This is a genomic window from Stenotrophomonas rhizophila (assembly GCF_003751305.1).
Taxonomy (GTDB): domain Bacteria; phylum Pseudomonadota; class Gammaproteobacteria; order Xanthomonadales; family Xanthomonadaceae; genus Stenotrophomonas; species Stenotrophomonas rhizophila_B.
Map to the genome: position 1 here is coordinate 587,574 of NZ_RJKV01000002.1, position 23,705 is coordinate 611,278.

Below are 23,705 nucleotides of genomic sequence, written 5' to 3' on the forward strand. Positions count from 1 at the left end.
TGCCGGCCAGCGGCCGGCACTACCGAGGTCTGGCCGTGCGGCGCCGCGCGTCCGTTGCGCATCGTGCAAAACGCAGAGAGCCGGGCAATGCCCGGCTCTCCTTTGTTGAAGCGTTACGGTCAATGACCGATCAGAACGACCAGGTAAACGTCAGGCCGCCATTGCGACCATCACCGTACGCACCGTACCCGTTGATCTGCGAGAAGTACGTCTTGTCCAGCAGATTGTTGAGGTTGGCCTGCACGCTGAACTCCGGGGAGATGCGGTAGCGCACGAAGGCACTGACCAGCGCGTAGCCGCCCTGCTCGATGCGGCCGTAGGCCGGCACCGGATAGTAGATCCCGTTCTGCCAGTTGGCACCGCCGCCGACCGTCAGCGCGCTCAGCGACTGCGGGGTGTAGCTGGTGAACAGCTTGATGGTGGTCTGCGGCAGGTTGGTGTTGATGTCCGCGTCGTTGATGTCCTTGGCCACATAGCGCGAGGCACCGAAGGTCGCGTTCCAGCCGGGGGCCAGTTCACCGTTGAGCTCGAACTCGAAACCGCGGCTCACCGTGCCGCGCGCGGCGATGTAGGCGAACTCATTGGGGCTGCCCTGGACGGGCTCGGTGGTGGCCTGGCCGACGTTGTCCTGCTCCATGCGGAACACTGCCAGCGACGCGTTCAGGCGGTTGTCGAACCACGCGCCCTTGACGCCCACCTCGTAGCTCTTGCCGTCCACCGGATCCAGGTAGCTGCCTGCGCGGTTCTTCAGCGTCTGAGGCTGGAAGATCTCGGTGTAGCTGGCGTAGGTGGAATAGGTGTCGTTGAGGTCGAACACCAGGCCTGCGTACGGCGTGGTGACCTTGTGGCTAAAGCGACTGACGACTGTGCCCTCCAGACCGTCCAAGCTCCAGTCGGTATAGCGCGCACCAATGATCAGCTTCAGCGGGTCGGCCAATGATAGGCGGGTAGCCGCGTAACCCGCTTTCTGAGTGATCGTGCCACGGCTCTGCAGCTTCATTGCGCGCCACTCTGGTTCTGGGAAATTGCCGTTCCAGCCGAGATAGTTGGGCAACGCTAGGTACGGCGCAATCGGATCACTGTAAAAATCCGGCTGGTAATCGCCTTTGTTGGCGTACTCCCGCTTGTTGTAGCTCAGGCCGGCCATGAACTGATGCTCGCGACCAAACAGCTGAAACGGGCCGTCGATGAAGCCATCGACCGCGCTGACCTTGCGCTCGGTGTTGTAGAAGCCTGCAGAAGGCGTGATACCAGCGCCGGTTTCTTTGTCAAAGTAGGACGCGCCAGTCATCCAGTCGTTGTAGGCGGTGTAGAACAATTTATCATCGGCCTTGGTTTCGTCATGCGTCGCGCCGACTTTGAACTTCCAGCCACTGGCAAACCCGTGTTCGAGAGTGGCAAAGGCGCGCTTGCTGGTGGTGTCCCAATACGTCCAACCCGGATTGGCATTGAACGATTCGTCGTAACCGGTGGAGCTGCCATCGGAGAACAGCATCGGGAAGCCACCCCAGGTCGCGCCGTTGGCGCGCTTCTGCTGGTAGTCATAGCCCACGCTCAGCTGGGTATCCGGGGTCAGGTCGGCATCGATCACCGCATAGCCCAGCGTCTTGTGCTGGTCGTAGCGGTCCATCTGCGATTCGGTATCCAGGTAGCTGCCGATCACGCGCGCACGCACCGAGCCGCTGGCGTTCAGCGGGGTGGTCACATCCACCGTGCTGCGGGTGCGGCCCCAGCTGCCGACGTTCACCGACACGCTGCCGGTCAGCTCGGCGCTGTCGGCATGCTTGCGGATCAGGTTCACCGAGGCGGACGGGTTGCCGGCGCCGCTCAGCAGGCCGGTGGCGCCACGCACCACTTCCACGCGGTCATACAGGGCCAGGTCCAGGCCGGAATCGCCGTAGCTCCAGTTCTGCACCATCTGGGTCGGCAGGCCGTCGAACTGGTAGCTGTCGATGTAGAAGCCGCGCGCGTAGAACTCGGTGCGCTCGGTATCGGACTGGGTGCTGCTCACGCCGGTGGTGTTGGCCAGCACGTCGATGATGTCATCGAGGTTCTGATCCTCGATGCGCTGGTGGCTGATGATGCTGACCGACTGCGGGATCTCGCGTGGGGCCAGATCGAAGCGGGTGCCGGCCGAGGTCCTGCGGACCGAATAACCTTCGGCGCGCTCGCCCTTGACCACAATCTTGTCCAGGGTGGTGGCATCAGCGGCAGCATCCTGCGCGAACGCAGGCGCAATGGTGAGGGTGCACAGGGCCACCATCAAGGCCTGAGGCAGCGGGCGACGGTGCATCGACGGGCGGGACAGCACGTGGGCGGAGCGGGTCATCGGCGTTTCCAGAAAGGCGGCAACGGGCATGGCCGGCGTCCTGGGTGGCCTGCGGCGGAGCGGGGTGGGGGCAGGCAGCGGCTGGCGGGGGCGGTGACCCGACGCGGGCTCGATAACTGTTCACGGGTGCGCATCCCTTGCGCGACCTGGATCACACCATGGTAATGGCAATGATTCGCATCATCAACCGCATCCGATCTCTGTATTGATCCTGACGATGGTGGACCAAGGCATGTGCGTATTCATCCAGGCGGGGCACCCGCGCGCAGGCTTAACACCGGCGCGCCTAACGTGAGCGGGCGCAATCCATCCTCTGCTGCAGGAGACGCCCATGGTCAGCAAGAACACGATCTGCCTCTGGTTCGACGGTACCGCGCTGGACGCCGCCACCTTCTACGCCGCCACCTTCCCGGACAGCGCGGTGCACGCGGTGCACCACGCGCCGAGCGATTTTCCCTCCGGCAAACAGGGCGACGTACTGACCGTCGATTTCACCGTCGCCGGCATCCCCTGCATCGGACTCAATGGCGGGCCGGCGTTCAAACACAGCGAAGCGTTCTCCTTCCAGATCGCCACCGATGACCAGGCCGAGACGGACCGGCTATGGAGCGCGATTGTCGGCAATGGGGGTGAGGAAAGCGCCTGCGGCTGGTGCCGTGACAAGTGGGGCCTGTCCTGGCAGATCACGCCGCGCGTGCTGACCGACGCGGTGACCAGCAAGGATCCGGCCGTGGCTCGGCGTGCGTTCGAGGCGATGATGACCATGCGCAGGATTGACGTGGCGGCCATCGAGGCGGCGGTAAGGGGCTGAGATCGCGTGCCCGTCGTGTGTTGCAACAGACAGCAAGAACGATCAAATGCCGCGGTGCGCGCTGGGTTACGCTGCGGTCCCGTTCAACAGCGATGGATCTGGCGGTATGGGTGCGGCACGCAGGGCCTTGTGGTACATCGAAAGCCACTTCGCTGAAAACCCGTCGTTGGCCGATATCGCCGGCGTGGTGGGGCTGTCGCCGTTCCATCTCTCGCGGCTGTTCCAACTCAGCACCGGCACCTCGGTGGTGCGCTATCTGCGTGGCCGCCGGCTGACCGACGCCGCACACCAGTTGGCCGCCGGGGCTGATGGCATCCTCGAGGTGGCCATCGCTGCCGGCTACGCCTCACATGCGGCCTTTACCCGCGCATTTTCCGAGCAGTTCGGACGCTCGCCCGAGCAGGTGCGCGAGCAGGGGCTGGCCGGCGTGGCGCTGGTCGAGGCATTGAAACTGATCGACCCCTCGACACCCTGCACGATCGAACCCCATCGCGCGCACTGCGGTGCCCTGCGCGTGGCCGGCATCGGTGCACGCCACACTTCCGCGACCGTCGCATCGATTCCCTCGCAATGGCAGCGCCTGGACGAAGCGCATGGCCTGGGTGCGGAGATCGCCTACGGCGTGTGCGGCAACAACGATGCCGACGGCGGCTTCGACTACATCGCCGGCGTGGAGATCAGTGCATCCGCGCCCGTGCCCGCTGGCTGGCAGGCGATCTCGATTGCGCCCCGCGAGTATCTGGTGGCCTGGCATGCCGGGCACATTTCCGCGATCCGCTCCACCTGGTTCTGGTTGTTGAATGACTATCTGCCGGCGTCCGGCCTGACCCTGGCCGACGCACCGGACCTGGAGCGCTACGACGCGCGCTTCGATGACCGCAGTGGCCACGGCGGGGTGGAGATATGGCTGCCGCTGGCCGACACGTTGCACCTCAAGGAGATTGACCCATGCGAATGACCGCCCGTTGTTGTACCGCGCTGCTGGCGCTCTGCCTGCCCCTGTTTGCCGCTGGGGCCGTGCCGCCCGTTGGCGAGCGGCACGGCGTTGCACATACGCCCAGTGCGGCCGTGCGCGATGCCGACCACCGCGACAGCGTGCGCTACACCGTGTGGTATCCGGCCCAGCCCGATGCGCAGGAAACCGCGCTGACGATCGGCCCGCCGGGGGCGCCCTTGTTCGAGGTCGGTACGGCGGCCGCCGATGCCGCCATTGCCAAAGGCCGCTGGCCGGTCCTGCTGCTCTCGCACGGCAACGGTGGCAGTGCCCGGATGATGGGCTGGTTCGGTACCGCGATGGCGCGGGCCGGGTACGTGGTGATCGCGGTGGACCATCCCGGCAACAACGGGGTGGACCCGATGACCGAGGCCGGCAGCATATTGATGTGGAACCGGGTGGATGACCTGGCCGCCGCGCTGGCTGCCGTGCAGGCCGATAAGGTGCTGGCAGCGGAGATCGATACCATCCGGTTGGGCATCGCGGGCTATTCGGCCGGCGGGTTCACTGCCTTGGTCGCCGCGGGCGCACGCCCGGATCTGCAGCGGCTGCTGGCGTTCTGCCGCGCGCAGCCTGACGACGGCGTCTGCGCCCCGCAGGCCGAGACTCCCTCATTGACCCTGGCGCGCCGGATGACCGCCGCAGCGACGCCGGAACTGGCCCCGTGGGTGGCCAAGGCCGGTGACGATCGCGCCATTGCCGGGGTACGTGCGGTAGTGCTGATCGCGCCGGCCATGGTGCAGGCGTTCGCGCCGGAGGAACTGGAGAAAGTAACGCAGCCGGTATCGATCATCGTCGGTGCAGCCGACACCGTAGCCTCACCGGCCACCAACAGCGACGTGGCTGCCTCGTCGCTTCCGAAGGCGACGCTGACCACCTTGCCGGCGGTGGGGCACTACGACTTCCTGTCCAGCTGCACGGCTTTGGGCCAGACGCGCGTCGGCGCACTCTGCCAGGTTGCGGCCGACAAGCAAGCCACACACGGGGCGGCGATCACGGAAGCAACGGCATTGTTCGATGCTGCGCTGTCGGCCACGCGCTGACGCAGGTGCCTCCGCCCGGGGAACGTTCAGCGCCTTCAGAGCGCGGCACATCGAGGCCGCCTCAGGACCTGCAGCAAGGCGGCGTCGGCAGGCGATCCGCAATATCCTGTGCGCATGTCGACCTCCCGCCTTTCTACGTTCTTTCCCGCCCTGGCCGTCCTGGGCTCGGTCACCTCGCTGGCCGTCGGCACCTCGTATGCCAAACAGCTGTTCCCGCTGATCGGTGCGCAGGGCACGAGCGCGCTGCGCGTGGGTTTCTCAGCGCTGGTGCTGCTGATGGTGTTCCGGCCGTGGCGATGGACCACCTCGCGCGCCGACGCCGGGACGATCATCCGCTACGGCATCACGCTCGGCGTGATGAACCTGCTGTTCTACATGGCGCTGCGGACGATCCCGTTTGGCATCGCGGTGGCCATCGAATTCTGCGGGCCTCTGGCGGTGGCGATGTGGTCCTCGCGGCGGCCGGTCGATTTCATCTGGGTCGGCTGCGCGCTGGTCGGGCTGTTGCTGCTGCTGCCGCTGGGCCATGGTGAGCCACTGGATCCGGCCGGGGTGATGTTCGCCCTCGGTGCGGCGGTGTGCTGGGCGATGTACATCATCTTCGGCAAGCGTGCCGGGCATCTGCCGGCCGGGCACACGGTCTCGCTGGGGCTGTGCGCGGCGGCGCTGGTGGTGGTGCCGGTCGGCGTGGCGCACGCCGGCATGGCACTGCTGGATCCGAAGATCCTGCTGTTCGGGCTGGGCGTGGCGATCGTCTCCAGCGCGATCCCGATGTCGCTGGAGATGATGGCGCTCAAGCGGCTGCCGAAGGAGACCTTCGGCATTCTGATCAGCATGGAGCCGGCCGTCGCCGCGCTGCTGGCGATGGGGCTGCTCGCCGAGCACCTGACCCCGCTGCAGTGGGCGGCGATCGGCTGCACCGTGGTGGCGTCGGTGGGCAGTACGTTGACCGCGAAGCGAGCGATGCCCTTGGTGCCGGGCGCGCCAGCATGAACACGATGCCGTGACCGGTAGTGCCGGCCGCTGGCCGGCTTTCCGGTTCTGGTGGATCGTGAGGAGCCGGCCAGCGGCCGGCACTACCAGGACGTGAGGAGCCGGCCAGCGGCCGGCACTACCAGGACGTGAGGAGCCGGCCAGCGGCCGGCACTACCGGGATTCGTGCGCCGAGCAACGTTCGACGCCTACCCATTGATCGCGGCGCCCTCAGCGCCGTGCAGGCGCGTCCCCGGCCACGTAATACGCCGCCGTGCTGCGCGGCAGCGGTGCACGCCCCCGGATCCGGTCGGCGATCTTCTCGGCGATCATGATCGTGGTGGCGTTGAGGTTGCCGGTGATGATGCGCGGCATGATCGAGGCATCGACCACGCGCAGGCTCTCCATCCCGTGCACGCGGCCCTGGCCGTCGACCACGCTCATCGCGTCGGTGCCCATCGCGCAGGAGCATGACGGGTGGTACGCGGTTTCGGCATGCGCGCGCACGAAGGCGTCGAGTTCCGCATCGGTCTGGCACTCGGCGCTCGGGCTGATCTCGCGGCCGCGGTACTCGTCCAGCGCGGGCTGGGCGATGATCTCCCGCGTGATCCGCAGCGCATCGCGGAATTCCTGCCAGTCCTGATCGGTGGACTGGTAGTTGAACAGGATCGAGGGATGCTCACGCGGGTCCAGCGACTTGGCATGCACGTGGCCGCGGCTGGGCGTGCGCATCGAGCCCACATGTGCCTGGAAGCCGTGTTCCTTGACCGCATTGGTGCCGTTGTAATTGATCGCCACCGGCAGGAAGTGGTACTGGATGTTGGGCCAGTCGAACTCCTCGCGGGTGCGGATGAAGCCACCGGCTTCGAACTGGTTGCTGGCGCCGATGCCGGTGCCGGCGAACAGCCATTCCGCACCGATCGCCGGCTGGTTCCACCACTGCAGGGCGGGGTACAGCGAGACCGGCTTCTTGCAGGCGTACTGCATGTACACCTCCAGGTGGTCCTGCAGGTTCTCGCCGACGCCGGGCAGGTCGTGCACCAGCGGTACGCCAAGTGCGGCCAGCAACGCCGGCGCGCCCACGCCGGAGCGCTGCAGGATCTGCGGCGAGGCGATCGCACCGGCACACAGCAGCACCTCGCGGCGCGCATGGGCATCGATCGGCTCGGCGCTGTTGCCGGCCAGGTAGCGCACGCCCACCGCGCGCTTGCCGGCGAACAGGATGCGGTCGGTGGTGGCGTGCACCACGATCTCCAGCCCCTCGCGGTCCTTGGCCATGTCCAGGTAACCGCGCGCGGTACTGGAACGGCGCCCGCGCGGAGTCACTGTGCGGTCCATCGGGCCGAAGCCTTCCTGCTGGTAGCCGTTGAGGTCATCGGTCCGTGGGTAGCCGGCCTGCACACCGGCCTCGACCATCGCGTGGAACAGCACGTTGTTGCCGTTCTTCGGGGTGGCCACGCTGACCGGGCCGTCGCCACCGTGGTAATCGTTGGCCCCGATGTCGCGGGTCTCTGCCTTGCGGAAGTACGGCAGCACGTCGTGGTAGCTCCAGTCCTCCAGACCATCGAAGCTGGCCCACTGATCGAAGTCCATCGCGTTGCCGCGGATGTAGCACATGCCGTTGATCAGCGAGGAGCCGCCCAGGCCCTTGCCGCGGCCGCATTCCATGCGCCGGTTGTTCATGTAGGGCTCCGGCTCGGTTTCATACGCCCAGTTGTAGCGGCGGCCCTGCAGCGGATAGGCCAGTGCGGCCGGCATCTGGGTGCGGAAATCCAACCGGTAATCCGGGCCGCCGGCTTCCAGCAGCAGCACGCTGACGCCGGCGTCTTCGGTCAGGCGTGCGGCCAGCGTGTTGCCGGCCGACCCGGCGCCGATGATGATGTAGTCGTACTCGCGCTTCATCGCGGTGTCTCCTGGTAAGGCCGGTTAGAACACCGACGCGTAGCGGTCCAGTTCAATCTGGATGGATTTGGTGCGGGTGTAGGCACGCAGCGTGGCCAGTCCGTTTTCGCGGCCGACACCGGACTGCTTGTAGCCGCCCACCGGCATCTGCGCCGGCGATTCGCCCCAGCTGTTGACCCAGCAGATGCCGGCCTCGAGCTGGTGGATCAGCCGATGCGCGCGCGCCAGGTCCGGCGTCACCACACCGGCGGCGAGACCGTAATCGGTGTCGTTGGCGCGGCGCACGGCGTCGTCTTCGTCGTCGTAGGCCAGCAGGCTCATCACCGGCCCGAAGATTTCCTCGCGCACGATGCGCATGTCATCGCGGCAATCGCTGAAGATGGTCGGTGCCACATAGCAGCCCTTGCCCAGCGCGCCGTCGGTCAGCCGTTCGCCGCCGCAGACCAGCCGTGCACCCTCGGCTTTGCCGCTGCCGATGTGCTCAAGCACGCGCTGCATGTGCGCGGCGCTGACCAGCGGGCCGAAGTTGGTGTCCTTGGCCAGCGGGTCACCAATGCGGATGCGCTTGACCCGTTCCAGCAGCTTGGCTTCGAACGCGGCCAGCGTGCTGCGCGGAACGAACACGCGGGTACCGTTGGTGCACACCTGGCCGGAGCTGTAGAAGTTGGCCATCATCGCCACGTCGGCGGCCAGGTCCAGGTCGGCGTCCGCGCAGATGATCAGCGGCGACTTGCCGCCCAGCTCCATGGTGACGTCCTTGAGTGTGGAGCTGGAGGCACTGGCCATCACCTTGCGGCCGGTCTCGGTGCCGCCGGTGAAAGAGATTTTCTCGATCAGCGGGTGCTCGGTCAGGGCCGAACCGACGCCGGCACCATCGCCGGGCAACACGTTGAACACACCATCGGGCAGGCCGGCCTCGGTGAAGATCTCTGCCAGCTTCAGCGCGGTCAACGGCGTCACTTCGCTGGGCTTAAAGATCATCGCGTTGCCGGCGGCCAGCGCCGGGGCAGCCTTCCACAGCGCGATCTGGATCGGGTAGTTCCACGCGCCGATCGCCCCGACCACGCCCAGCGGTTCCTGGCGCGTGTAGAAGAAGCTGCTCTCGCGCAGCGGCACCTGGCTGCCTTCCAGCCCGTGCATGACGCCGGCGTAGTACTCCAGCACGTCCGCGCCGGTGACCACGTCCACGCTGAGCGTTTCGCTCAGGGCCTTGCCGGTGTTGCGCGATTCCAGCTCGGCCAGCGCATCGTTGCGCTCGCGCAGCAGCGCCACCGCCCGCAGCAGGATGCGCGAGCGCTCCACGGTGGTCAGCGCGGCCCACACTTTCTGGCCGGCCTGGGCGCTCTCCACGGCAGCGTCGAGATCGTCGCTGTTGGCGCTGTGGACGTTGGCGAGCAGCTCGCCGTTGGCCGGATTGATGACCTCGAAGGTCTTTCCGCCCTGGGAAGGAACGTAGCGGCCGCCGATGTACAGCAGCTGGTCGGGGAGGGTAGGCATGTCGATGACTCCTTTGCAGCGGGAGATCAGTGCGTCAACGCGTGAGATGCAGGAACTGCAGGTGACGCTCGTACTGATCGATGATGTCGTTGATGATCTGCTGGCGGCTGTAGCCGAACAGCTCGTAGTCCTGTCCACCTTCATAGAGGTGCACTTCGGCGCGGTAGTAACGCTGGTTGCGGAAGCGCTGCGCGGCGAAGGAGGGGGTGAGATAGCCGCGCATGACCACCTGGTAGGTGAACACCTGCTGCTCGCCGTGATCCACGGTGAGTTCCATCTCGCCCGGCTCGAACTTCGTCTGCACATCCAGGCCCTGTTCGAGCAGCTGCGCCGCGACGGCTTCGATCGCCGGCTTCACATCGGTATCCATGAACCGGTACACCTCGTCGCGTACCGGGAAATGCACCGCCTGGGTGATGCGCTGGCGCCAGCCGCGCTGATGCCGCGATTGCCCGATCAACGGGATTGGCGAGTACTGCGAGGCCTTCTTGCGCTGCGATTCTTCGCCCAGCGCACGGGTCAGGCCCCACAGCATCAGCAGCAGGACCACCGAGAACGGTAGTGAGGCCAATACCACGGCGGATTTGAGCGCATCCATGCTGCCCGCCAGCAGCAGCCCGGCGGTGACCAGACCGGTCATCACGCCCCAGAACACGCGCAGCCAGCGCGGGCCGTCGTCTTCCGGATTGCCGCCCTGCGAGGACAGCGTGGACAGCACCACGGTGCCGGAATCGGCCGAGGTGACGAAGAAGATGAAGCTGACGATCACCGTGACCGCGATGACGGTGCGGCTCCACGGATAGCTTTCCAGCAGTGCGTACAGCACGGTCGGTGGATTCTCCACCGCCATCTGTGCCAGGTGCACCTGGTCGTGGTGCAGGATCTGATCCAGCGCGCTGTTGCCGAAGATCGACAGCCAGGCCAGGGTGAAACCGAGCGGAATCAGCAGCACGCCGAGCACGAACTCGCGGATGGTGCGGCCGCGCGAGATGCGCGCGATGAACAAACCTACGAACGGCGCCCAGCCGATCCACCAGGCCCAGTAGAACACCGTCCAGTTGCCCAGCCAGTCCGGGCGCCCGCCGTAGGCGTACACATCGAAACTCTTGCCGACCACGTTGCCCAGGTAGTCGCCCATGTTCTGCATGAAGGCATTGAGCAGGTACTGGGTGGGGCCGGCGAACAGCATGAACAGCAGCAGCGAGATCGCCAGCAGCATGTTGATGTTGGACATCCAGCGCACGCCTTTCTCCACGCCGGATACGGCCACGGTGATCGCCGCGCCCATCATCAGTACGATCAGCCCGACCTGCACCCAGGCCGCGTGCGGCACCGGGAACAAAGTGTTCAGGCCGGCGTTGAGATGCAGCACGCCAAAGCCCATGTCCGCGCCGAGGCCGAACACGGTGGCCACGATGCCCAGGGCATCCACGGTGTAGCCGATCGGCCCGTTGATGCGCTTGCCGATCAGCGGATACAGCGCCGAGCGCAGCGCCAAGGGCAGGTTGTGGCGGTAGGCGAAGTACGCCAGCGCCATCGCGGCCAGCGCGAACACGCCCCAGCCATGCAGGCCCCAGTGCAGGAACAGCAGCTGCATCGCCTGGCGCGCGCTGGCCTCGCCACTGCCGGTGCCGCCCTGCGGTGGCAGCAGGTAATGGGTCAGCGGCTCGGAGACGCAGAAGAAGAACAGGGTGATGCTGATGCCGGCGGCGAACAGCATGCCGGCCCAGGAGAGATAGCTGAACTCCGGTTCGTCATGGTCCGCGCCCAGCTTGACGTTGCCATAGCCGGACAGCGCCACGCCGACCACGAACACCAGATACACGGTCATCGCCAGCAGGTAATACCAGCCGACATTGCGCGAGGCCCAGGTCTGGGCATCGAGCAGCATCACGCCGGCATCGATCGGAAACGCGGTGACCAGAATGGCGAATGCCGCCACGATGGTGGCGGCAAGCAGGAACACGGGTCGAAGCGTGCGCACCTCGGGCAGAGGCGGCTCCACGGTACTCATGGGGGGAGGGATACTCTGGTGCCGGTCCGGCGGACGGCGGATTTATCGCACAGGCGCTGTGGACAGCCTGTTTAGACGCTCACGATGCCCGCCGCACAAGGGCGGCGGGTGGGCATGGCTCAGCGCAGCGCGCTGGTAGGAACGTCGATCGACATCGCCAGCGCGAGATGATCTGAGAACGCGGCGGGCACAGCTTCGGCGCTGCGTTGCTGCAGGCCATTGCTGAGCAGGATGTGGTCAATGGCCCGGTCCGGGCGCCAGCTGGGGAAGGTCGGCACTACGCAGCCAGGCGGCTGCAGCGTCGTCTTCTGGTACAGCACCTGCATTTCCGGCCGTTCGGCCAGGCAGTTGAAATCGCCCATCAGCACGGCGTTGGGGTGGTCGGAGAGCAGATCGGCAATGAAGGCCAATTGCGACATGCGCGAATTGGTCCCCAACGACAGATGCGCCACCGCCACCGCCAGGCCCTGGCTGCCTTCACCGAACTTGGCCAGCAGCACGCCGCGCCCGCCGATCCGGCCGGGCAGGGCGTGGTCCTGGACCTCGACCGGCTCGAGCTTGCTGAGCAGGCCGTTGGCGCTGGAGGCCACCCCGCCCATCCGGCGGTTGGGCTGGTGGCTCCAGTAATTGAAGCCGGCGCGCTCGGCCAGATAGTGGGTCTGGTTGGTGAAACCCGAGCGCAGGCTGCCGGGGTCGGCCTCCTGCAGACCGACGATGTCGTGTTCGCGGGCCATCTGCGCGATGGCATCCAGGCTGGTTCGCTTGCGCCCGGCCGGCAGTGCGTGCGACCAGCTGCGGGTCACGTAGTCACTGTAACGGCGGGTGCTCGAACCGGCCTGGATATTGGCCGTCAGCAGGCGCAGGGTCCGCGTGTGGGGGGAATTCACGACGGTTCGCTATCGCAGGATCAGTTGGCCTTGCCGGCGCGTTCGCGTGCGATCAGGTGATCGGCGATGCGCAGCATGTCCGGGAAGCTCTTGCCCTTGACCAGGTACTTGCCGTTGACGATCACCGACGGGGTGCCCGAGATCTTGCTGCGCTGGGCGAACTGCTTGGCCGAGTTGGTCTTGGCGTTGATCGCGAAGCTGCCCATGGTGGCGGCGAACTGCTTCGGGTCGGCACCGTGCTTGGCGTAGAACTTGGCGATGTCCTCGACCGAATCGCGGCCGCGCTCACCCTTCAGGCTCTGCTCGGCGTGGATGGCGGCGTACAGCGCTTCGTGGGTCTTTTCCTGCAGGCCCATGCTCTGTGCCGCGTAGAACGCGCGGCCGTAGTCATCCCAGGTGCCGCCGAACATGGCCGGCACATAGACGAAGTTCACATCGCTCGGCAGGCCCGCCTTCCACGGCCCGATCAGCGGCTGGAACGCGGCGCAGGCCGGGCAGACGTAACCGAAGATCTCAGCGACTTCGATCTTGCCCGCTGCCGGCTGGAACGGCTGGCCGTTCTCGATCACCACATAGTCGGTGCCGGCAACCGGCTCCGGGCCGGTCGGGCGCGAAGAGGCCGGGGCCGGCGCCGGGGTGGTGGCTTCGGCGGCAGCGGTCTCGGCAGCGGCGGTTTCACCGCTGGCGGCCGGGGCCTGCTCGGTCGGCGTCGCCGTTTCGGTGGCCGGGGCGCTGGCCGGGGTGGCCGGTTCGGCCGGAGCGGTGGTGTTGGCGGTACCGTCCTGGGCCTTGCAGGCGGCCAGGATCGGCAGCAGGGCCATGAGCGTAATGGCGAAACGGGTCTTCATCGAGGGATCTCCAGCGGATGAGCATGGTGGGGCCGATGCTGGGAGCATCGGCCAGGGAAGCATGATGACACGCGGAAACGAGCGTCCCGCGTGCACGGTGCGTGATGGTTCAGCGAGCGCTGTTAGAGCGCCTTGCCGCTGCGCGCGCGGGCGATCAGGGCATCTGCATTGCGCAGCATCGACTCGAACGAGTCGCCCTTGACCAGGTACACGCCGTTGACGATCAACGTCGGCGTGCCCGGCACCTTGGTGCGCAGGGCGAAGGCACGGGCGGCCTTGACCTTGGCATCCACGGCGTCGCTCTTGAGCGCGGTGATGTACTGCGCCGGGGCTACGCCGAAGCCCTGGTAGAACGCGGCCAGTTCGTCCGGCGAGACGTTCTGCATCGGCAGCGAGCCCTTCTCATGCAGGGCATCGAACATGGCGCGGTGGCTGCGCTTGGCCACGCCCAGCTGATCGGCGGCGTAGTAGGCGCGGGCGAACGAATCCCATACGCCACCGAAAGCGGCCGGCACCGGGGTGAAGCGGACATCCTTGGGCAGTTTGGCGGCCCAGGCTTCCAGCTGCGGCTCGAAGTGCGCGCAGTGCGGGCAGGTGTAGCCGAACATCTCCACGACTTCGATCTTGCCGGCCAGCGGCGCGAACGGACCGGCATCGGCGATGCGGTCGTAATCCTTGCCCTCCACCAGCGGTGTCGGGGTGGCAGCGAGGGTGGTCAACGGGCTCAGGGCCAGCAGCAACAACATCAGGCGGGGCATCAACGTCATCTACATCCATCTCCATACAGAAAAAACGACGCCGGCCCAGTCGCCGGCGTGGCAGTGAACATACCCCGCCAGCCACGGCGGTCGCATCTGTCATCCGACCAAGGGGATGCGCTGCGGTGCGGGCGGTGGTTACGGAGCCGGCGTGCCCCCGGCAACGGTGGCCGCAGCGGCGACATCATCGGCCCGGTTGTGCAGGCCCTGCAGGTAGCTGGCCAGGGCCTGGATCTCCTGCTCGGTCAACGACTTGGCGATCGTGGCCATGATCTGGAAGTGCGCCTTGTCGGTTTCCTGGGTGGTCCCGGCCTGGTACTCCTGCAGCCGGCGGGCAACGTAGGCCGAGTGCTGGCCGCTGATGTGCGGGTAGGCCGGGCCCGGATTGCCGGCGCCGGTCGGGCCGTGACAGGCCATGCAGGCCGGGATGCCGCGCTCGGCATCGCCGCCGCGGTACAGCTGCTGGCCGATCTCGAAGAACTTCTTGCCGGCGTGCGGGCCCTCGGTCACCGCGCCATCGTCGGCGATGCCGGCCGTGGCCTTCTGGGTGGCGAAGTAGGCGCCGATGTCGCGCATGTCCTGCGGGGTGAGGTCCTGCACGAACGGCACCATCGCCGCCGAGGCCCCGGAGGTGCGCTGGCCATTGGCGATCAGGGCCATCTGCTGTGCGCTGTAGCGCTCGCTCTGGCCGGCGATGCTCGGGTACATCTCCACCGTGGAATTGCCATCGGCCGAGTGACAGGCCGCGCAGGCGGCCGCCTTGGTCTGCCCGGCCTTGGGGTCGCCCCAGGTGGTTTTGCTGAAATCGACCTCCAGCGAGGCGGTCTTGATCGGCCCGTTGTCCGGCAGGGGCGTGATCGAGGTCTGGGCAACGGCAACGGCGGCGAGCAGCGAGACAGCAAGTGCGGAAACGGCAAGAACGCGAGCATGGCGCATGCGGAAGCTCCGTGTGGACCGGCCTGGCGGTTGCGGGACCGCAACCACGGGGATCGCCCGATTATCAACGCCGTTTCACGCCACGGTCAACGCAGGGTGCAGCAAAACCGAGCGCGGGCAGCGCGGATCGGGCCCGGACATGCGATCCTATACCCATGTCATTGCTCCTCGAACGCGCCCAATACCTGCTTTCGGCCCACAACACCCGGCAATTGCCGGACGACGTGGGCGCGGAAGTCGCCTTTGCCGGTCGCTCAAATGCTGGCAAGTCCAGCGCCCTCAACGCCCTGACCCGCCAGAACAGCCTGGCCCGGGTCTCCAAGACCCCCGGCCGCACCCAGCAGCTGGTGTTCTTCGAGGTCACCCCGGAGGCCAAGCTGGTCGATCTGCCCGGCTATGGCTACGCCAAGGTCCCGCTGGATCTGCAGGCGCACTGGCAGGCTTTCATCGACCAGTACTTCCGTACCCGCGAGGCCCTGCGTGGCCTGGTGGTGGTGATGGACATCCGTCACCCGCTGAAGGACTACGACCGCCAGATGCTTGCCTATGCAGTGCAGCGTGGCCTGCCGGCGCACGCGCTGCTGACCAAGGCCGACAAGCTCGGCCGCGGTCAGCAGGGCATCGCCCTGCAGAAGGTGCGCAAGGAACTGCAGTCCTCCTTCGGCGATACCGTCAGCGTGCAGACCTTCTCCGGTCCCGCCCGCCAGGGCGTGGATGAAGCCCGCGGCATCATCGGCGGCTGGCTGGGCCTGAACAAGCCGGCGCCGGAAGCGGTCTGATCCCAGACGTCGCGGCGGTCCAACGGACCGCGCGACGCGGGTAGTGCCGGCCGCTGGCCGGCTCCCATCATTTCGCCGGCAACGGCGCGAATTCGCCCGGTACCCAGGCGAATGCCTCCCCTTCGCGACGCACATGCCCCAGCCCCGGGAAGGGCAGGTGCGCGCCGGCTACCCACCAGCCCTGATCCGCCGCCTGCGCCATCATCCGGCGCCGGCTGGCGATCGCGGCGACGCGGTCGCTGTCCGCTTCAAACGACGCTTGAGGCTGCGCGAACTGCACCGCGTGGAAATGCACGATGTCGCCCCACACCAGCAGCTGGTGGCCGGTGCCGCCATCGATCTTGTACGACACATGGCCGACCGTATGACCATGGCTGTCCAATGCGGTGATGCCCGCCGGCAATGTGTCGCCAGATGCAAAGCGCTTCAGTTTCCCGCTCGCTTCATACGGCGCCACCGCCTTGCGCGCCAAGGCGAAGGCAAAGCGCACGCCCTGCGGCGCGGTTGCCTCGCTGGCCGGATCCAGCCAGAACGCGGCATCAGCCGCCGACAGCCACACCGTGGCATTCGGGTAGGCAATCCTGTTCTGCGCATCGAGCAGGCCGCACAGGTGATCCGGGTGCGCGTGGGTCAGTACCACCTCATCCACCTCGGCCGGGTCGTAGCCGGCCTTGCGCAGGTTGCCCAGCACCTGGCCCAGGCCCGGGCCGAAGCACTGCGCGGTGCCGGTGTCGACCAGGGTCAGGTGATCGCCCTGCTGCACCAGGTACGCATTGACCGCCGTCTGCAGGCCCTTGCCATCTTCGGGCACATAGCGGTGATCGAGCAGGCGGGTGACCGCGCCGGGGGCGATTCCGACCAGTTCCTGGCGGCCCAGTGCGACGGTGCCATCGAACAGCGCGGTGACCTGCAGCGTGCCGATGGTCTGGTGATACACGCCGGGGACCTGCTCGTGCGGGGTGTGCGTGGTGGTGGCAAACGCAGGGCTGGCGACAACGGCCAGCAACACGGCGGCGGCGAGCGTGCGAACGCGGGGAATGGGCATGACAGATTCCGTACAGGGCGGCTGCGCCGCGGTGCCTCCATGCTGCGCGTCCTGTCTGCTGCGTTCCGCTCAGAATGCCGCGCGATCCGCTCGCGCTCAGCTGTTGCCGATCGCCGCTGGTTCCAGCCCATAGCGTTCGGCGAAGCGCTTGTTGAAGCTGCCCAGCGAACGGTAGCCCACGCGCGCGGCCACGGTCTTCAACGGCAGCCGGGTGGTGTAGAGCAGGCCCATCGCATGCGCGAGCCGCGCATCGGTGATCAGTTCGCGCACGCTGGAGTGTTCGCTGGCCAAGCGCCGGCGCAGCGTGGCACCGCTGAGGCCCAGCTGCGCTTCGAAATCGCGTGACTGCCAATCGCGCTCGGGCTGGGCTGCGATCAGATCGCGGATGCGATCACCCAGGCTCGGCTCGGGGGGAACCAGCAGGCTGCCGTGCCCGCGCCGGCAGAAGGCCACGGCAAGCGAGGCCAGGGCCAACCGTGCTTCGGTGTAGTGACCGTGTTCCAGCGCCTGCCGCCACTGCAGCAGGGTCGCGCCATGCTCGGCCAGTGGCAGCCTGGCCAGTGCTTCACCGGCCTCGGGCAGCGGCTCGTTCCACAGCGCGCGGGCAGCCGTGAGCGCTTCGGCGCACATCGGCACGATCGCACTGAGATAGAGGCCGCTGTGCGGATCGGGGATGTTGACCACATCAATGCGGCAGCGGCGGGTGATCAGGAACAGATCGCCCGGCGCGAATTCCAGCGACTGCTGCGCGGTGCGCACTTGCTTGCGACCCTGCAGCAGGATCGCGAACTGCGGCTGCGGAATCTCCACCGACGAGGCGCCATGCTCGCGGCGCGCAGTGATGCAGGCGTAACCATCCGCGCGCTGGCAGTCGGCCAGGCTGGCCAGGGTCGCCAGCAGCGAGGTGGTGGTATCAACGGGGGCGGACATGACTCAGCCTGCCACGTTGAACAGCTGGCCGACCAGTGCGGCGGCGGCCATCGCGATCGCGCCCCAGAAGGTCACGCGCAGCGCGCCACGCACGCGCGAGGCGCCGCCGGCGTGCGCGGCCAGGGTGCCAGTCAGGCACAGCCCCAGCAGCGTCACCACGGTGGTGGCCTGGCCGACGACAGCATGCGGCGCGAGCAGGGCAGTCAGCACCGGCAACGCGGCGCCACTGATGAAGGCGCCGGCCGAGGCCATGGCGGCCTGCATCGGGCGCGCGCGCAGTTCCTCGGTGATGCCCAGCTCATCGCGGGCATGCGCCCCCAGTGCGTCGTGCGCGGTGAGCTGGGTGGCCACTTCATGCGCCAGCTCGGGACTCAGCCCACGATGGCGGTAAATCGCGGCCAGCTCTTCCAGCTCGCTGTGCGGGTCTTCGTGCAGTTCGCGCTTCTCCACTGCCAGGTCGGCACGCTCGGTATCGGCCTGGGACTGCACCGAAACATACTCGCCGGCCGCCATCGACATCGCGCCGGCCACGGTCCCGGCGATGCCGGTGGCCAGGATCGTGGAAGCCGAGGCGCCGCTGGCAGCGATGCCGACGACCAGGCCGGCCACCGAAACAATGCCGTCATTGGCGCCGAGCACGGCGGCACGCAGCCAGCCGACACGGTCGGAGCGATGGACTTCCGGATGTCGGGATCGGCTCATGGGGTCAGTTTAGGGCCAGGGCATCGTCAAGCCCATGCCAGTAGGATGCTGAAAACCGTCACGGTGACACGACGGCAGGGGACGCCACGATATAGTGCGCCCTTGCGATGCGGGGGCGTGAACCCCACATCCCCGCCCTGACCAGAATTCTGCGAGCCTCCCCTTGTCGAGCCCCAGCCACGTCGCCGAGACGCCGATCACCGACCGTAATGAACTGGTCGCCACGTTGGCCTCCGGCGAAAAGCCCCAGGCGCAGTGGCGCATCGGCACCGAGCACGAGAAGTTCGGCTTCCGCCTCGATGACCTGCGCCCGCCTACCTTCGAAGGTGACCGCGGCATCGAAGCACTGCTCAAGGGCCTGACCCGCTTCGGCTGGGATCCAGTGGAAGAGGGCGGCCATACCATCGCGCTGCTGCGCGACAACGCCTCGGTGACGCTGGAGCCGGCCGGCCAGCTGGAGCTGTCCGGCGCGGCGGTGGAGACCATCCACCAGACCTGCGTGGAAACCGGCACCCACCTCAACGAAGTGGCGCAGGTGGCCGGCGAACTGCAGCTGGGCTTCCTCGGCATGGGCTTCCAGCCGAAGTGGGCCCGCGATGAAATGCCGTGGATGCCCAAGGGCCGCTACAAGATCATGCGCGAGTACATGCCCAAGGTCGGCACGCTCGGCCTGGACATGATGACCCGCACCTGCACGGTGCAGGTCAACCTGGACTACGCCACCGAAGCGGACATGGTGAAGAAATTCCGCGTGTCGCTGGCGCTGCAGCCGATCGCCACCGCGCTGTTCGCCGATTCACCGTTCACCGAAGGCGCGCCGAACGGCTACCAGAGCTACCGTTCGCACATCTGGACGGACACCGACAACGACCGCACCGGCATGCTCGACTTCGTCTTCGAAGACGGCTTCGGTTATGAGCGTTATGTGGATTACCTGCTCGATGTGCCGATGTACTTCTCCTACCGCGATGGCAAGTACCACGATGCCAGCGGCCAGAGCTTCCGCGATTTCATGGTCGGCAAGCTGCCTGTGCTGCCGGGCCAGCTGCCCACGCTGCGCGACTGGTCCGACCACATGACCACCGCCTTCCCGGAAGTGCGGCTGAAGAAGTACCTGGAAATGCGCGGCGCCGATGCCGGCCCGTGGAGTCGCCTGTGCGCGCTGCCCGCGTTCTGGGTGGGCCTGCTGTATGACGATGCCGCGCTGGATGCGGCCTGGGATCTGGTCCGTGATTTCAGCCTGGTCGAGCGCAATGTCCTGCGTGATGGCGTGCCGAAGCATGGGTTGAAGCTGCCGTTCCGCAACGGCACCGTGCTGGATCTGTCACGCGAAGCGTTGAAGATCGCCGTGGCCGGCCTCAAGCGCCGCGCCGCGCGCAATGCCGATGGTCAGGACGAAAGCAAGTTCCTGGAGGTGCTGCAGGAGATCGTCGATTCGGGCCTGACCCCGGCCGATCGCAAGCTGGCGCTGTTCCACGGCGAGTGGGGCGGCAACATCGACCCGGTGTTCAAGGAATTCGCGTACTGAGTGCGCATTGATCAACAAAAAACCCCGGCATTGCCGGGGTTTTTTCATGCCTGTGCGGAAGGATCAGGCCGCCTTTTCCAGCGTGCCCATGTCGATCACGAAGCGGTAGCGCACATCGTTCTTCGCCATGCGCTCCCAGGCCTTGTTGACGGTCTTGATGTCGATCACTTCCACGTCGCTGACGATGTTGTGCTCGGCACAGAAGTCCATCATTTCCTGCGTCTCAGCCATGCCGCCGATCGCCGAGCCGGTGATGTGCTTGCGGCCGAACATCACCGAAGCGCCCATCAGCGGCGGATCCAGCTCGGTCAGCACGCCGACCAGGCACATGGTGGCATCGCGCTTGAGCAGGGACATGTACGGGTTGGTGTCGTGGCTGACCGGGATGGTGTTGAGCAGGAAGTCGAAGCTGCCCGCATGGGCCTTCATCTGCGCCGGATCACGCGAGACCAGCACTTCATCGGCGCCCAGGCGCTTGGCGTCGGCACCCTTTTCCGGGGTGGTGGTGATCATCACCACGGTGGCGCCCATCGCCTTGGCGAACTTCACGCCCATGTGGCCCAGGCCACCGAGGCCGATCACGCCGACCTTCTGGCCGGGGCCGACCTTCCAGTGGCGCAGCGGCGAATAGGTGGTGATGCCAGCGCACAGCAGCGGCGCGGCGGCCTTGAGGTCGAGCGTTTCGGACACCTTCACCACGAAGCGCTGCTCGACCACGATGTGGTCGGAGTAACCGCCGAAGGTCGGCTGGCCGCTGTCGCGCTCGGTGCTGTTGTAGGTGAAGGTCGCGCCCTTCTCGCAGTACTGCTCCAGGTCTTCATCGCAGGCCGCGCAGTGGCGGCAGGAATCGACCATGCAGCCGACGCCGGCGAAATCGCCGACCTTGAAGCCGGTGACGTTGGCACCGACCTCGATCACGCGGCCGATGATCTCGTGGCCGGGGACCATCGGGAACTTGGCGCCACCCCAATCGTCGCGGGCCTGATGCAGATCGGAGTGGCAGATGCCACTGAAGAGAATCTCGATGCGCACGTCATCGGGACCGGCCGGGCGGCGTTCGAAGGAGAAAGGCACCAGCGGCGCGGTCTGGTCGTGCACCGCATAACCATGGGCGAGGGACATGGGGGAATCCTTGGCAGGTTTGTAGAAAGGCGCTTTACAATACGCCCCGATCCCGTGCACAAAAAGTCAGGATATCGGCATGATTCATCAAGTGAAACGGGATAATCATGGCCACTGACAACCTGACCCATCTGGCCGCCTTCGCCGCCGTGGCCCGCCACCGCAGCTTCCGCAAGGCCGGGGCTGAGCTGGCGCTGTCCACCTCGGCGGTCAGTTATGCGATCCGCGCGCTGGAAGAGCGCCTGGGCGTGGGCCTGTTCCACCGCACCACCCGCAGCGTGGCCCTCACCGAAGCCGGTCAGCGCCTGCTGGAGCGCCTGCAACCCGCGCTTGGGCAGGTGCACGACGCACTGGAAGAAATGAATCACTTCCGTGCGGCACCGGCTGGCCTGTTGCGCATCAACGCCACCCGCGCCGCCGTGCAGACCCAGTTGGGTCCGCGGCTGGCGAAGTTCCTGCTCGCCCATCCGGATGTGCGCCTGGAGCTCGCTCAGGATGATGGTCTGGTGGATATCGTCGCGGGCGGTTATGACGCCGGTGTACGCCTGCACGAATCGGTGCCGGAAGACATGGTGGCCGTGCCGCTGGGGCCGGCGCTGCGCGGCTTGATCGTGGGCGCGCCGGCGTATCTGTCAGGGCGCGAGATACCGCAGCACCCCCGCGATCTGCATCACCATGAGTGCGTGCGCTTCCGCTTCGCCAGCGGCCATCTCTACAAGTGGCAGTTCGAACGCGATGGCCAGGCGCTGGAGATCGACGTGCCCGGGCGCCTCACGCTTGGCGATCAGAACACGATCCTGCAGGCGGTGGTCGATGGGCTGGGATTGGCCTATGTGCTTGAGGATTCCGCGCGGCCGTATCTGGATGACGGCCGGCTGGTCGCGGTGCTGGAAGACTGGAGCGAGCCGTTCGCAGGCTTTGCGGTGTACTACCCGCGGCAGCGGCAGATGTCGTCGGCGCTGCGGGCGTTCATTGATCTGCTTCGGGCCTGACACCGTTGGAACGGGCCTGCACTGGCACCGTGGGCTCCGGTTGAGTAGGCTGGTTTCCGCGAGCGGATGCCTCGCTGGCCCCCGCAGTGCTGACATCGCGGTCTGACCAAAAGGAGACAGCACGTGGAAGGGATGCACTATCGGAAGCTGTTCAGCCTGCTCATTTCCTGGGTGACGGCCTACTTCGTCGTCATCGGCGCCATGGTGCTGGTCTGCGTGGCGGTGACCATCGCCCTGATGATCGGCGCTGGTTGGACGGTCATCGTGGCGGCCGGGTTGCTGGCGGCTGCGCCCGCCGTGGCCTTGCCATTCTCCAAACGTCTCGCCAAGTGGCTCCTGCTGCTGGCCTATACCGGCCTTGCCGCCGCCTTCATGTGGCTTGCGTTCGGGCCTCGGGCGGGAGAGACAACGGTGCCCTTGATCAAAGGTGTCGTGGTGGCATTCGTCGCCCTGCTGGCGGTCCGGTTGTTCCTGGTGTGGCGGAACGAGCGAAGGGCTCAGCAGCGCTGAGCCTTACGGCGTGCTGTTGAGTAAGACTCGACAGGCGAGTGGCGCAAGCTCCAGTGGACGTGCGTTGCAGTGGTTTACTTGATGCGAGTTGATGCTTTCCTTTCACTGGCACCATTCCCGCGAGGACATCATGGCTCAGCTACCGCCACGCACACCGGGCGTGGCTATATCTTTGGCATTTTGCTGCATCGGATAGAACCATCGCCCCCCCCCCGATGGGTGGCAACCCTCTACGCATGCTTGGGTGGAGGAGCCCATTTCATGTGGTGGCGGAAGTGACAAGTCGATCAAGGTGCTTGAGCATGCGTTTCGCTGCGTAGGCCTGGCGGATGTCTCCCATCAACACCCAAGCAAAAACGCCGCCCCCGAAAGCAATGACGGCAAACATCCATCGTTGCGGACGCAATGTTTCTGACACGTATTTTGGCAAGGTGGGATCTGCCAGAATCTCGCAGAGCACTTCTCTTTCGGATTCAATGAAGCTGTTTTTCTCCGCCCCTTCGGAGGAACAGGTTTTCAATGTGAGCAGACCCTCGCGGTTGCTGATGAAGCTGTTGCGCAATGTTTGCGCTGAGGTGGGTGAAAGATTGATCCACGTGCCGGTATCTTTGAGGCTCACCACCACTCCCTTAGATGCGATTGAGATCGCGGAAGAAAGCGTGATGATCAGGGCGGCCATCAGGCACAGGACGACTAAAAACTCTCTCACCCGTCCAGGTAGTTTGTCCTTCTTGATCTCCAGTGAGTTGTGGTCGAAATAAACGCCTGATGCCCTGATTTCCTCGGTAGGGACATTGTGCTCTGTGCAGAACCTGATGAGCGATTTTGCGTCCGCAAGAGTGCGGCATTGAATGTTCTCGAAGTATCGATACGACATCAGATTTGATCGTTCATTCAAGTAAGCATCGATTTCGGGATCGGATGCCAGCTTCTTGCTGTGGAAAAGATGCCAAAGCCGCACCCTTATCAGGTGAGCCGAGCGAGTGCGGGAGCTAATCGTGATGCAGGCTAGGACAATCGCCAGCCCGCCCACGACCATCGGAACTGCCGGCAATGCAGATACCACCTGATTCAACATGGAGGGCGCTCGTTAGTGATGAGATGAA

21 protein-coding genes are annotated in these 23,705 nt (G+C 66.1%); 8 read left to right on the top strand and 13 right to left on the bottom strand.

Features of this window, described 5'->3' with window-relative positions:
* Positions 1–130: 130 nt before the first annotated feature.
* Positions 131–2,329, bottom strand: coding sequence for a ferric-rhodotorulic acid/ferric-coprogen receptor FhuE (gene fhuE / locus EDF74_RS11165; protein ID WP_123730859.1), 2,199 nt, complete (start codon positions 2,327–2,329; stop codon positions 131–133).
* 331 nt (positions 2,330–2,660) lie between these two features.
* On the opposite strand from fhuE, the gene EDF74_RS11170 reads away from it, so the two are divergent.
* From EDF74_RS11170 to EDF74_RS11185, 4 genes are all read left to right on the top strand, one after another.
* Complete coding sequence (locus EDF74_RS11170) at positions 2,661–3,140, top strand: VOC family protein (protein WP_123730191.1); 480 nt, start codon at positions 2,661–2,663, stop codon at positions 3,138–3,140.
* Between the two features lie 106 nt (positions 3,141–3,246).
* A complete protein-coding gene (locus tag EDF74_RS11175) occupies positions 3,247–4,098 on the top strand; it encodes an AraC family transcriptional regulator (protein ID WP_123730192.1) in 852 nt (283 codons plus the stop codon).
* Positions 4,089–5,177, top strand: coding sequence for an alpha/beta hydrolase family protein (locus EDF74_RS11180; protein WP_260232247.1), 1,089 nt, complete (start codon positions 4,089–4,091; stop codon positions 5,175–5,177). The genes EDF74_RS11175 and EDF74_RS11180 overlap by 10 nt, the downstream gene beginning before the upstream one ends.
* Before the next feature lie 114 nt (positions 5,178–5,291).
* Positions 5,292–6,170 carry an EamA family transporter gene (locus EDF74_RS11185; RefSeq protein ID WP_123730193.1) on the top strand — a complete coding sequence of 293 codons (879 nt, stop codon included), beginning with the start codon at positions 5,292–5,294 and terminating at the stop codon, positions 6,168–6,170.
* A 210-nt stretch (positions 6,171–6,380) separates the two neighbouring features.
* Here the strand turns inward: EDF74_RS11185 and betA are convergent, their stop codons facing one another.
* From betA to EDF74_RS11220, 7 genes are all read right to left on the bottom strand, one after another.
* Positions 6,381–8,051 (bottom strand): choline dehydrogenase, encoded by a 1,671-nt coding sequence (gene betA / locus EDF74_RS11190; RefSeq protein WP_123730194.1) that lies wholly within the window; start codon positions 8,049–8,051, stop codon positions 6,381–6,383.
* A 24-nt stretch (positions 8,052–8,075) separates the two neighbouring features.
* Positions 8,076–9,548: a betaine-aldehyde dehydrogenase gene (gene betB, locus EDF74_RS11195; protein ID WP_123730195.1), complete on the bottom strand. Its 1,473-nt coding sequence runs from the start codon at positions 9,546–9,548 to the stop codon at positions 8,076–8,078.
* 34 nt (positions 9,549–9,582) lie between these two features.
* Complete coding sequence (gene betT / locus EDF74_RS11200; RefSeq protein WP_123730196.1) at positions 9,583–11,562, bottom strand: choline BCCT transporter BetT; 1,980 nt, start codon at positions 11,560–11,562, stop codon at positions 9,583–9,585.
* A 119-nt stretch (positions 11,563–11,681) separates the two neighbouring features.
* Positions 11,682–12,419, bottom strand: a complete 738-nt coding sequence (locus EDF74_RS11205) for an endonuclease/exonuclease/phosphatase family protein (protein WP_172407473.1) — start codon at positions 12,417–12,419, stop codon at positions 11,682–11,684.
* A gap of 50 nt (positions 12,420–12,469) precedes the next feature.
* On the bottom strand, positions 12,470–13,297 hold the full coding sequence (locus EDF74_RS11210; protein ID WP_123730198.1) for a thiol:disulfide interchange protein DsbA/DsbL: 828 nt from the start codon (positions 13,295–13,297) through the stop codon (positions 12,470–12,472).
* Between the two features lie 122 nt (positions 13,298–13,419).
* A complete protein-coding gene (locus tag EDF74_RS11215; RefSeq protein WP_123730199.1) occupies positions 13,420–14,064 on the bottom strand; it encodes a thiol:disulfide interchange protein DsbA/DsbL in 645 nt (214 codons plus the stop codon).
* 129 nt (positions 14,065–14,193) lie between these two features.
* Entirely contained in the window at positions 14,194–14,991 is a 798-nt protein-coding gene (locus tag EDF74_RS11220; RefSeq protein WP_123730200.1) for a c-type cytochrome, read from the bottom strand.
* 155 nt (positions 14,992–15,146) lie between these two features.
* Between EDF74_RS11220 and yihA the strand changes: the two genes are divergently transcribed.
* Positions 15,147–15,770: a ribosome biogenesis GTP-binding protein YihA/YsxC gene (gene yihA, locus EDF74_RS11225; RefSeq protein WP_123730201.1), complete on the top strand. Its 624-nt coding sequence runs from the start codon at positions 15,147–15,149 to the stop codon at positions 15,768–15,770.
* Positions 15,771–15,837: 67 nt separating this feature from the next.
* Here the strand turns inward: yihA and EDF74_RS11230 are convergent, their stop codons facing one another.
* From EDF74_RS11230 to EDF74_RS11240, 3 genes are all read right to left on the bottom strand, one after another.
* Entirely contained in the window at positions 15,838–16,815 is a 978-nt protein-coding gene (locus tag EDF74_RS11230) for an MBL fold metallo-hydrolase (protein WP_123730202.1), read from the bottom strand.
* A 96-nt stretch (positions 16,816–16,911) separates the two neighbouring features.
* Positions 16,912–17,745, bottom strand: a complete 834-nt coding sequence (locus EDF74_RS11235) for a helix-turn-helix transcriptional regulator (RefSeq protein WP_123730203.1) — start codon at positions 17,743–17,745, stop codon at positions 16,912–16,914.
* A 3-nt stretch (positions 17,746–17,748) separates the two neighbouring features.
* Entirely contained in the window at positions 17,749–18,447 is a 699-nt protein-coding gene (locus EDF74_RS11240) for a VIT1/CCC1 transporter family protein (protein ID WP_123730204.1), read from the bottom strand.
* A 163-nt stretch (positions 18,448–18,610) separates the two neighbouring features.
* On the opposite strand from EDF74_RS11240, the gene EDF74_RS11245 reads away from it, so the two are divergent.
* Positions 18,611–19,975, top strand: a complete 1,365-nt coding sequence (locus tag EDF74_RS11245; RefSeq protein ID WP_123730205.1) for a glutamate--cysteine ligase — start codon at positions 18,611–18,613, stop codon at positions 19,973–19,975.
* A gap of 63 nt (positions 19,976–20,038) precedes the next feature.
* Here the strand turns inward: EDF74_RS11245 and EDF74_RS11250 are convergent, their stop codons facing one another.
* Positions 20,039–21,097, bottom strand: coding sequence for an NAD(P)-dependent alcohol dehydrogenase (locus EDF74_RS11250; RefSeq protein ID WP_123730206.1), 1,059 nt, complete (start codon positions 21,095–21,097; stop codon positions 20,039–20,041).
* Between the two features lie 107 nt (positions 21,098–21,204).
* Between EDF74_RS11250 and EDF74_RS11255 the strand changes: the two genes are divergently transcribed.
* On the top strand, positions 21,205–22,089 hold the full coding sequence (locus EDF74_RS11255; protein ID WP_123730207.1) for a LysR family transcriptional regulator: 885 nt from the start codon (positions 21,205–21,207) through the stop codon (positions 22,087–22,089).
* Between the two features lie 123 nt (positions 22,090–22,212).
* Positions 22,213–22,599 carry a hypothetical protein gene (locus tag EDF74_RS11260; RefSeq protein ID WP_123730208.1) on the top strand — a complete coding sequence of 129 codons (387 nt, stop codon included), beginning with the start codon at positions 22,213–22,215 and terminating at the stop codon, positions 22,597–22,599.
* A gap of 259 nt (positions 22,600–22,858) precedes the next feature.
* Here EDF74_RS11260 and EDF74_RS11265 read toward each other — a convergent pair whose 3' ends face one another.
* Positions 22,859–23,677 (bottom strand): DUF6216 family protein, encoded by an 819-nt coding sequence (locus EDF74_RS11265; RefSeq protein WP_148045946.1) that lies wholly within the window; start codon positions 23,675–23,677, stop codon positions 22,859–22,861.
* Positions 23,678–23,705 lie beyond the last annotated feature (28 nt).

What these genes read in the sequence shown, in the direction of transcription:
- EDF74_RS11235 (WP_123730203.1), bottom strand. Translation starts at nt 17,745, where the DNA reads ATGTCCGCCCCCGTTGATACCACCACCTCGCTGCTGGCGACCCTGGCC.
- EDF74_RS11185 (WP_123730193.1), top strand. Translation starts at nt 5,292, where the DNA reads ATGTCGACCTCCCGCCTTTCTACGTTCTTTCCCGCCCTGGCCGTCCTG.
- EDF74_RS11265 (WP_148045946.1), bottom strand. Translation starts at nt 23,677, where the DNA reads ATGTTGAATCAGGTGGTATCTGCATTGCCGGCAGTTCCGATGGTCGTG.
- EDF74_RS11180 (WP_260232247.1), top strand. Translation starts at nt 4,089, where the DNA reads ATGCGAATGACCGCCCGTTGTTGTACCGCGCTGCTGGCGCTCTGCCTG.
- EDF74_RS11175 (WP_123730192.1), top strand. Translation starts at nt 3,247, where the DNA reads ATGGGTGCGGCACGCAGGGCCTTGTGGTACATCGAAAGCCACTTCGCT.
- EDF74_RS11210 (WP_123730198.1), bottom strand. Translation starts at nt 13,297, where the DNA reads ATGAAGACCCGTTTCGCCATTACGCTCATGGCCCTGCTGCCGATCCTG.
- EDF74_RS11170 (WP_123730191.1), top strand. Translation starts at nt 2,661, where the DNA reads ATGGTCAGCAAGAACACGATCTGCCTCTGGTTCGACGGTACCGCGCTG.
- fhuE (WP_123730859.1), bottom strand. Translation starts at nt 2,329, where the DNA reads ATGACCCGCTCCGCCCACGTGCTGTCCCGCCCGTCGATGCACCGTCGC.
- betB (WP_123730195.1), bottom strand. Translation starts at nt 9,548, where the DNA reads ATGCCTACCCTCCCCGACCAGCTGCTGTACATCGGCGGCCGCTACGTT.
- EDF74_RS11240 (WP_123730204.1), bottom strand. Translation starts at nt 18,447, where the DNA reads ATGAGCCGATCCCGACATCCGGAAGTCCATCGCTCCGACCGTGTCGGC.
- EDF74_RS11255 (WP_123730207.1), top strand. Translation starts at nt 21,205, where the DNA reads ATGGCCACTGACAACCTGACCCATCTGGCCGCCTTCGCCGCCGTGGCC.
- EDF74_RS11230 (WP_123730202.1), bottom strand. Translation starts at nt 16,815, where the DNA reads ATGCCCATTCCCCGCGTTCGCACGCTCGCCGCCGCCGTGTTGCTGGCC.
- yihA (WP_123730201.1), top strand. Translation starts at nt 15,147, where the DNA reads ATGTCATTGCTCCTCGAACGCGCCCAATACCTGCTTTCGGCCCACAAC.
- EDF74_RS11220 (WP_123730200.1), bottom strand. Translation starts at nt 14,991, where the DNA reads ATGCGCCATGCTCGCGTTCTTGCCGTTTCCGCACTTGCTGTCTCGCTG.
- EDF74_RS11250 (WP_123730206.1), bottom strand. Translation starts at nt 21,097, where the DNA reads ATGTCCCTCGCCCATGGTTATGCGGTGCACGACCAGACCGCGCCGCTG.
- betT (WP_123730196.1), bottom strand. Translation starts at nt 11,562, where the DNA reads ATGAGTACCGTGGAGCCGCCTCTGCCCGAGGTGCGCACGCTTCGACCC.
- betA (WP_123730194.1), bottom strand. Translation starts at nt 8,051, where the DNA reads ATGAAGCGCGAGTACGACTACATCATCATCGGCGCCGGGTCGGCCGGC.
- EDF74_RS11215 (WP_123730199.1), bottom strand. Translation starts at nt 14,064, where the DNA reads ATGACGTTGATGCCCCGCCTGATGTTGTTGCTGCTGGCCCTGAGCCCG.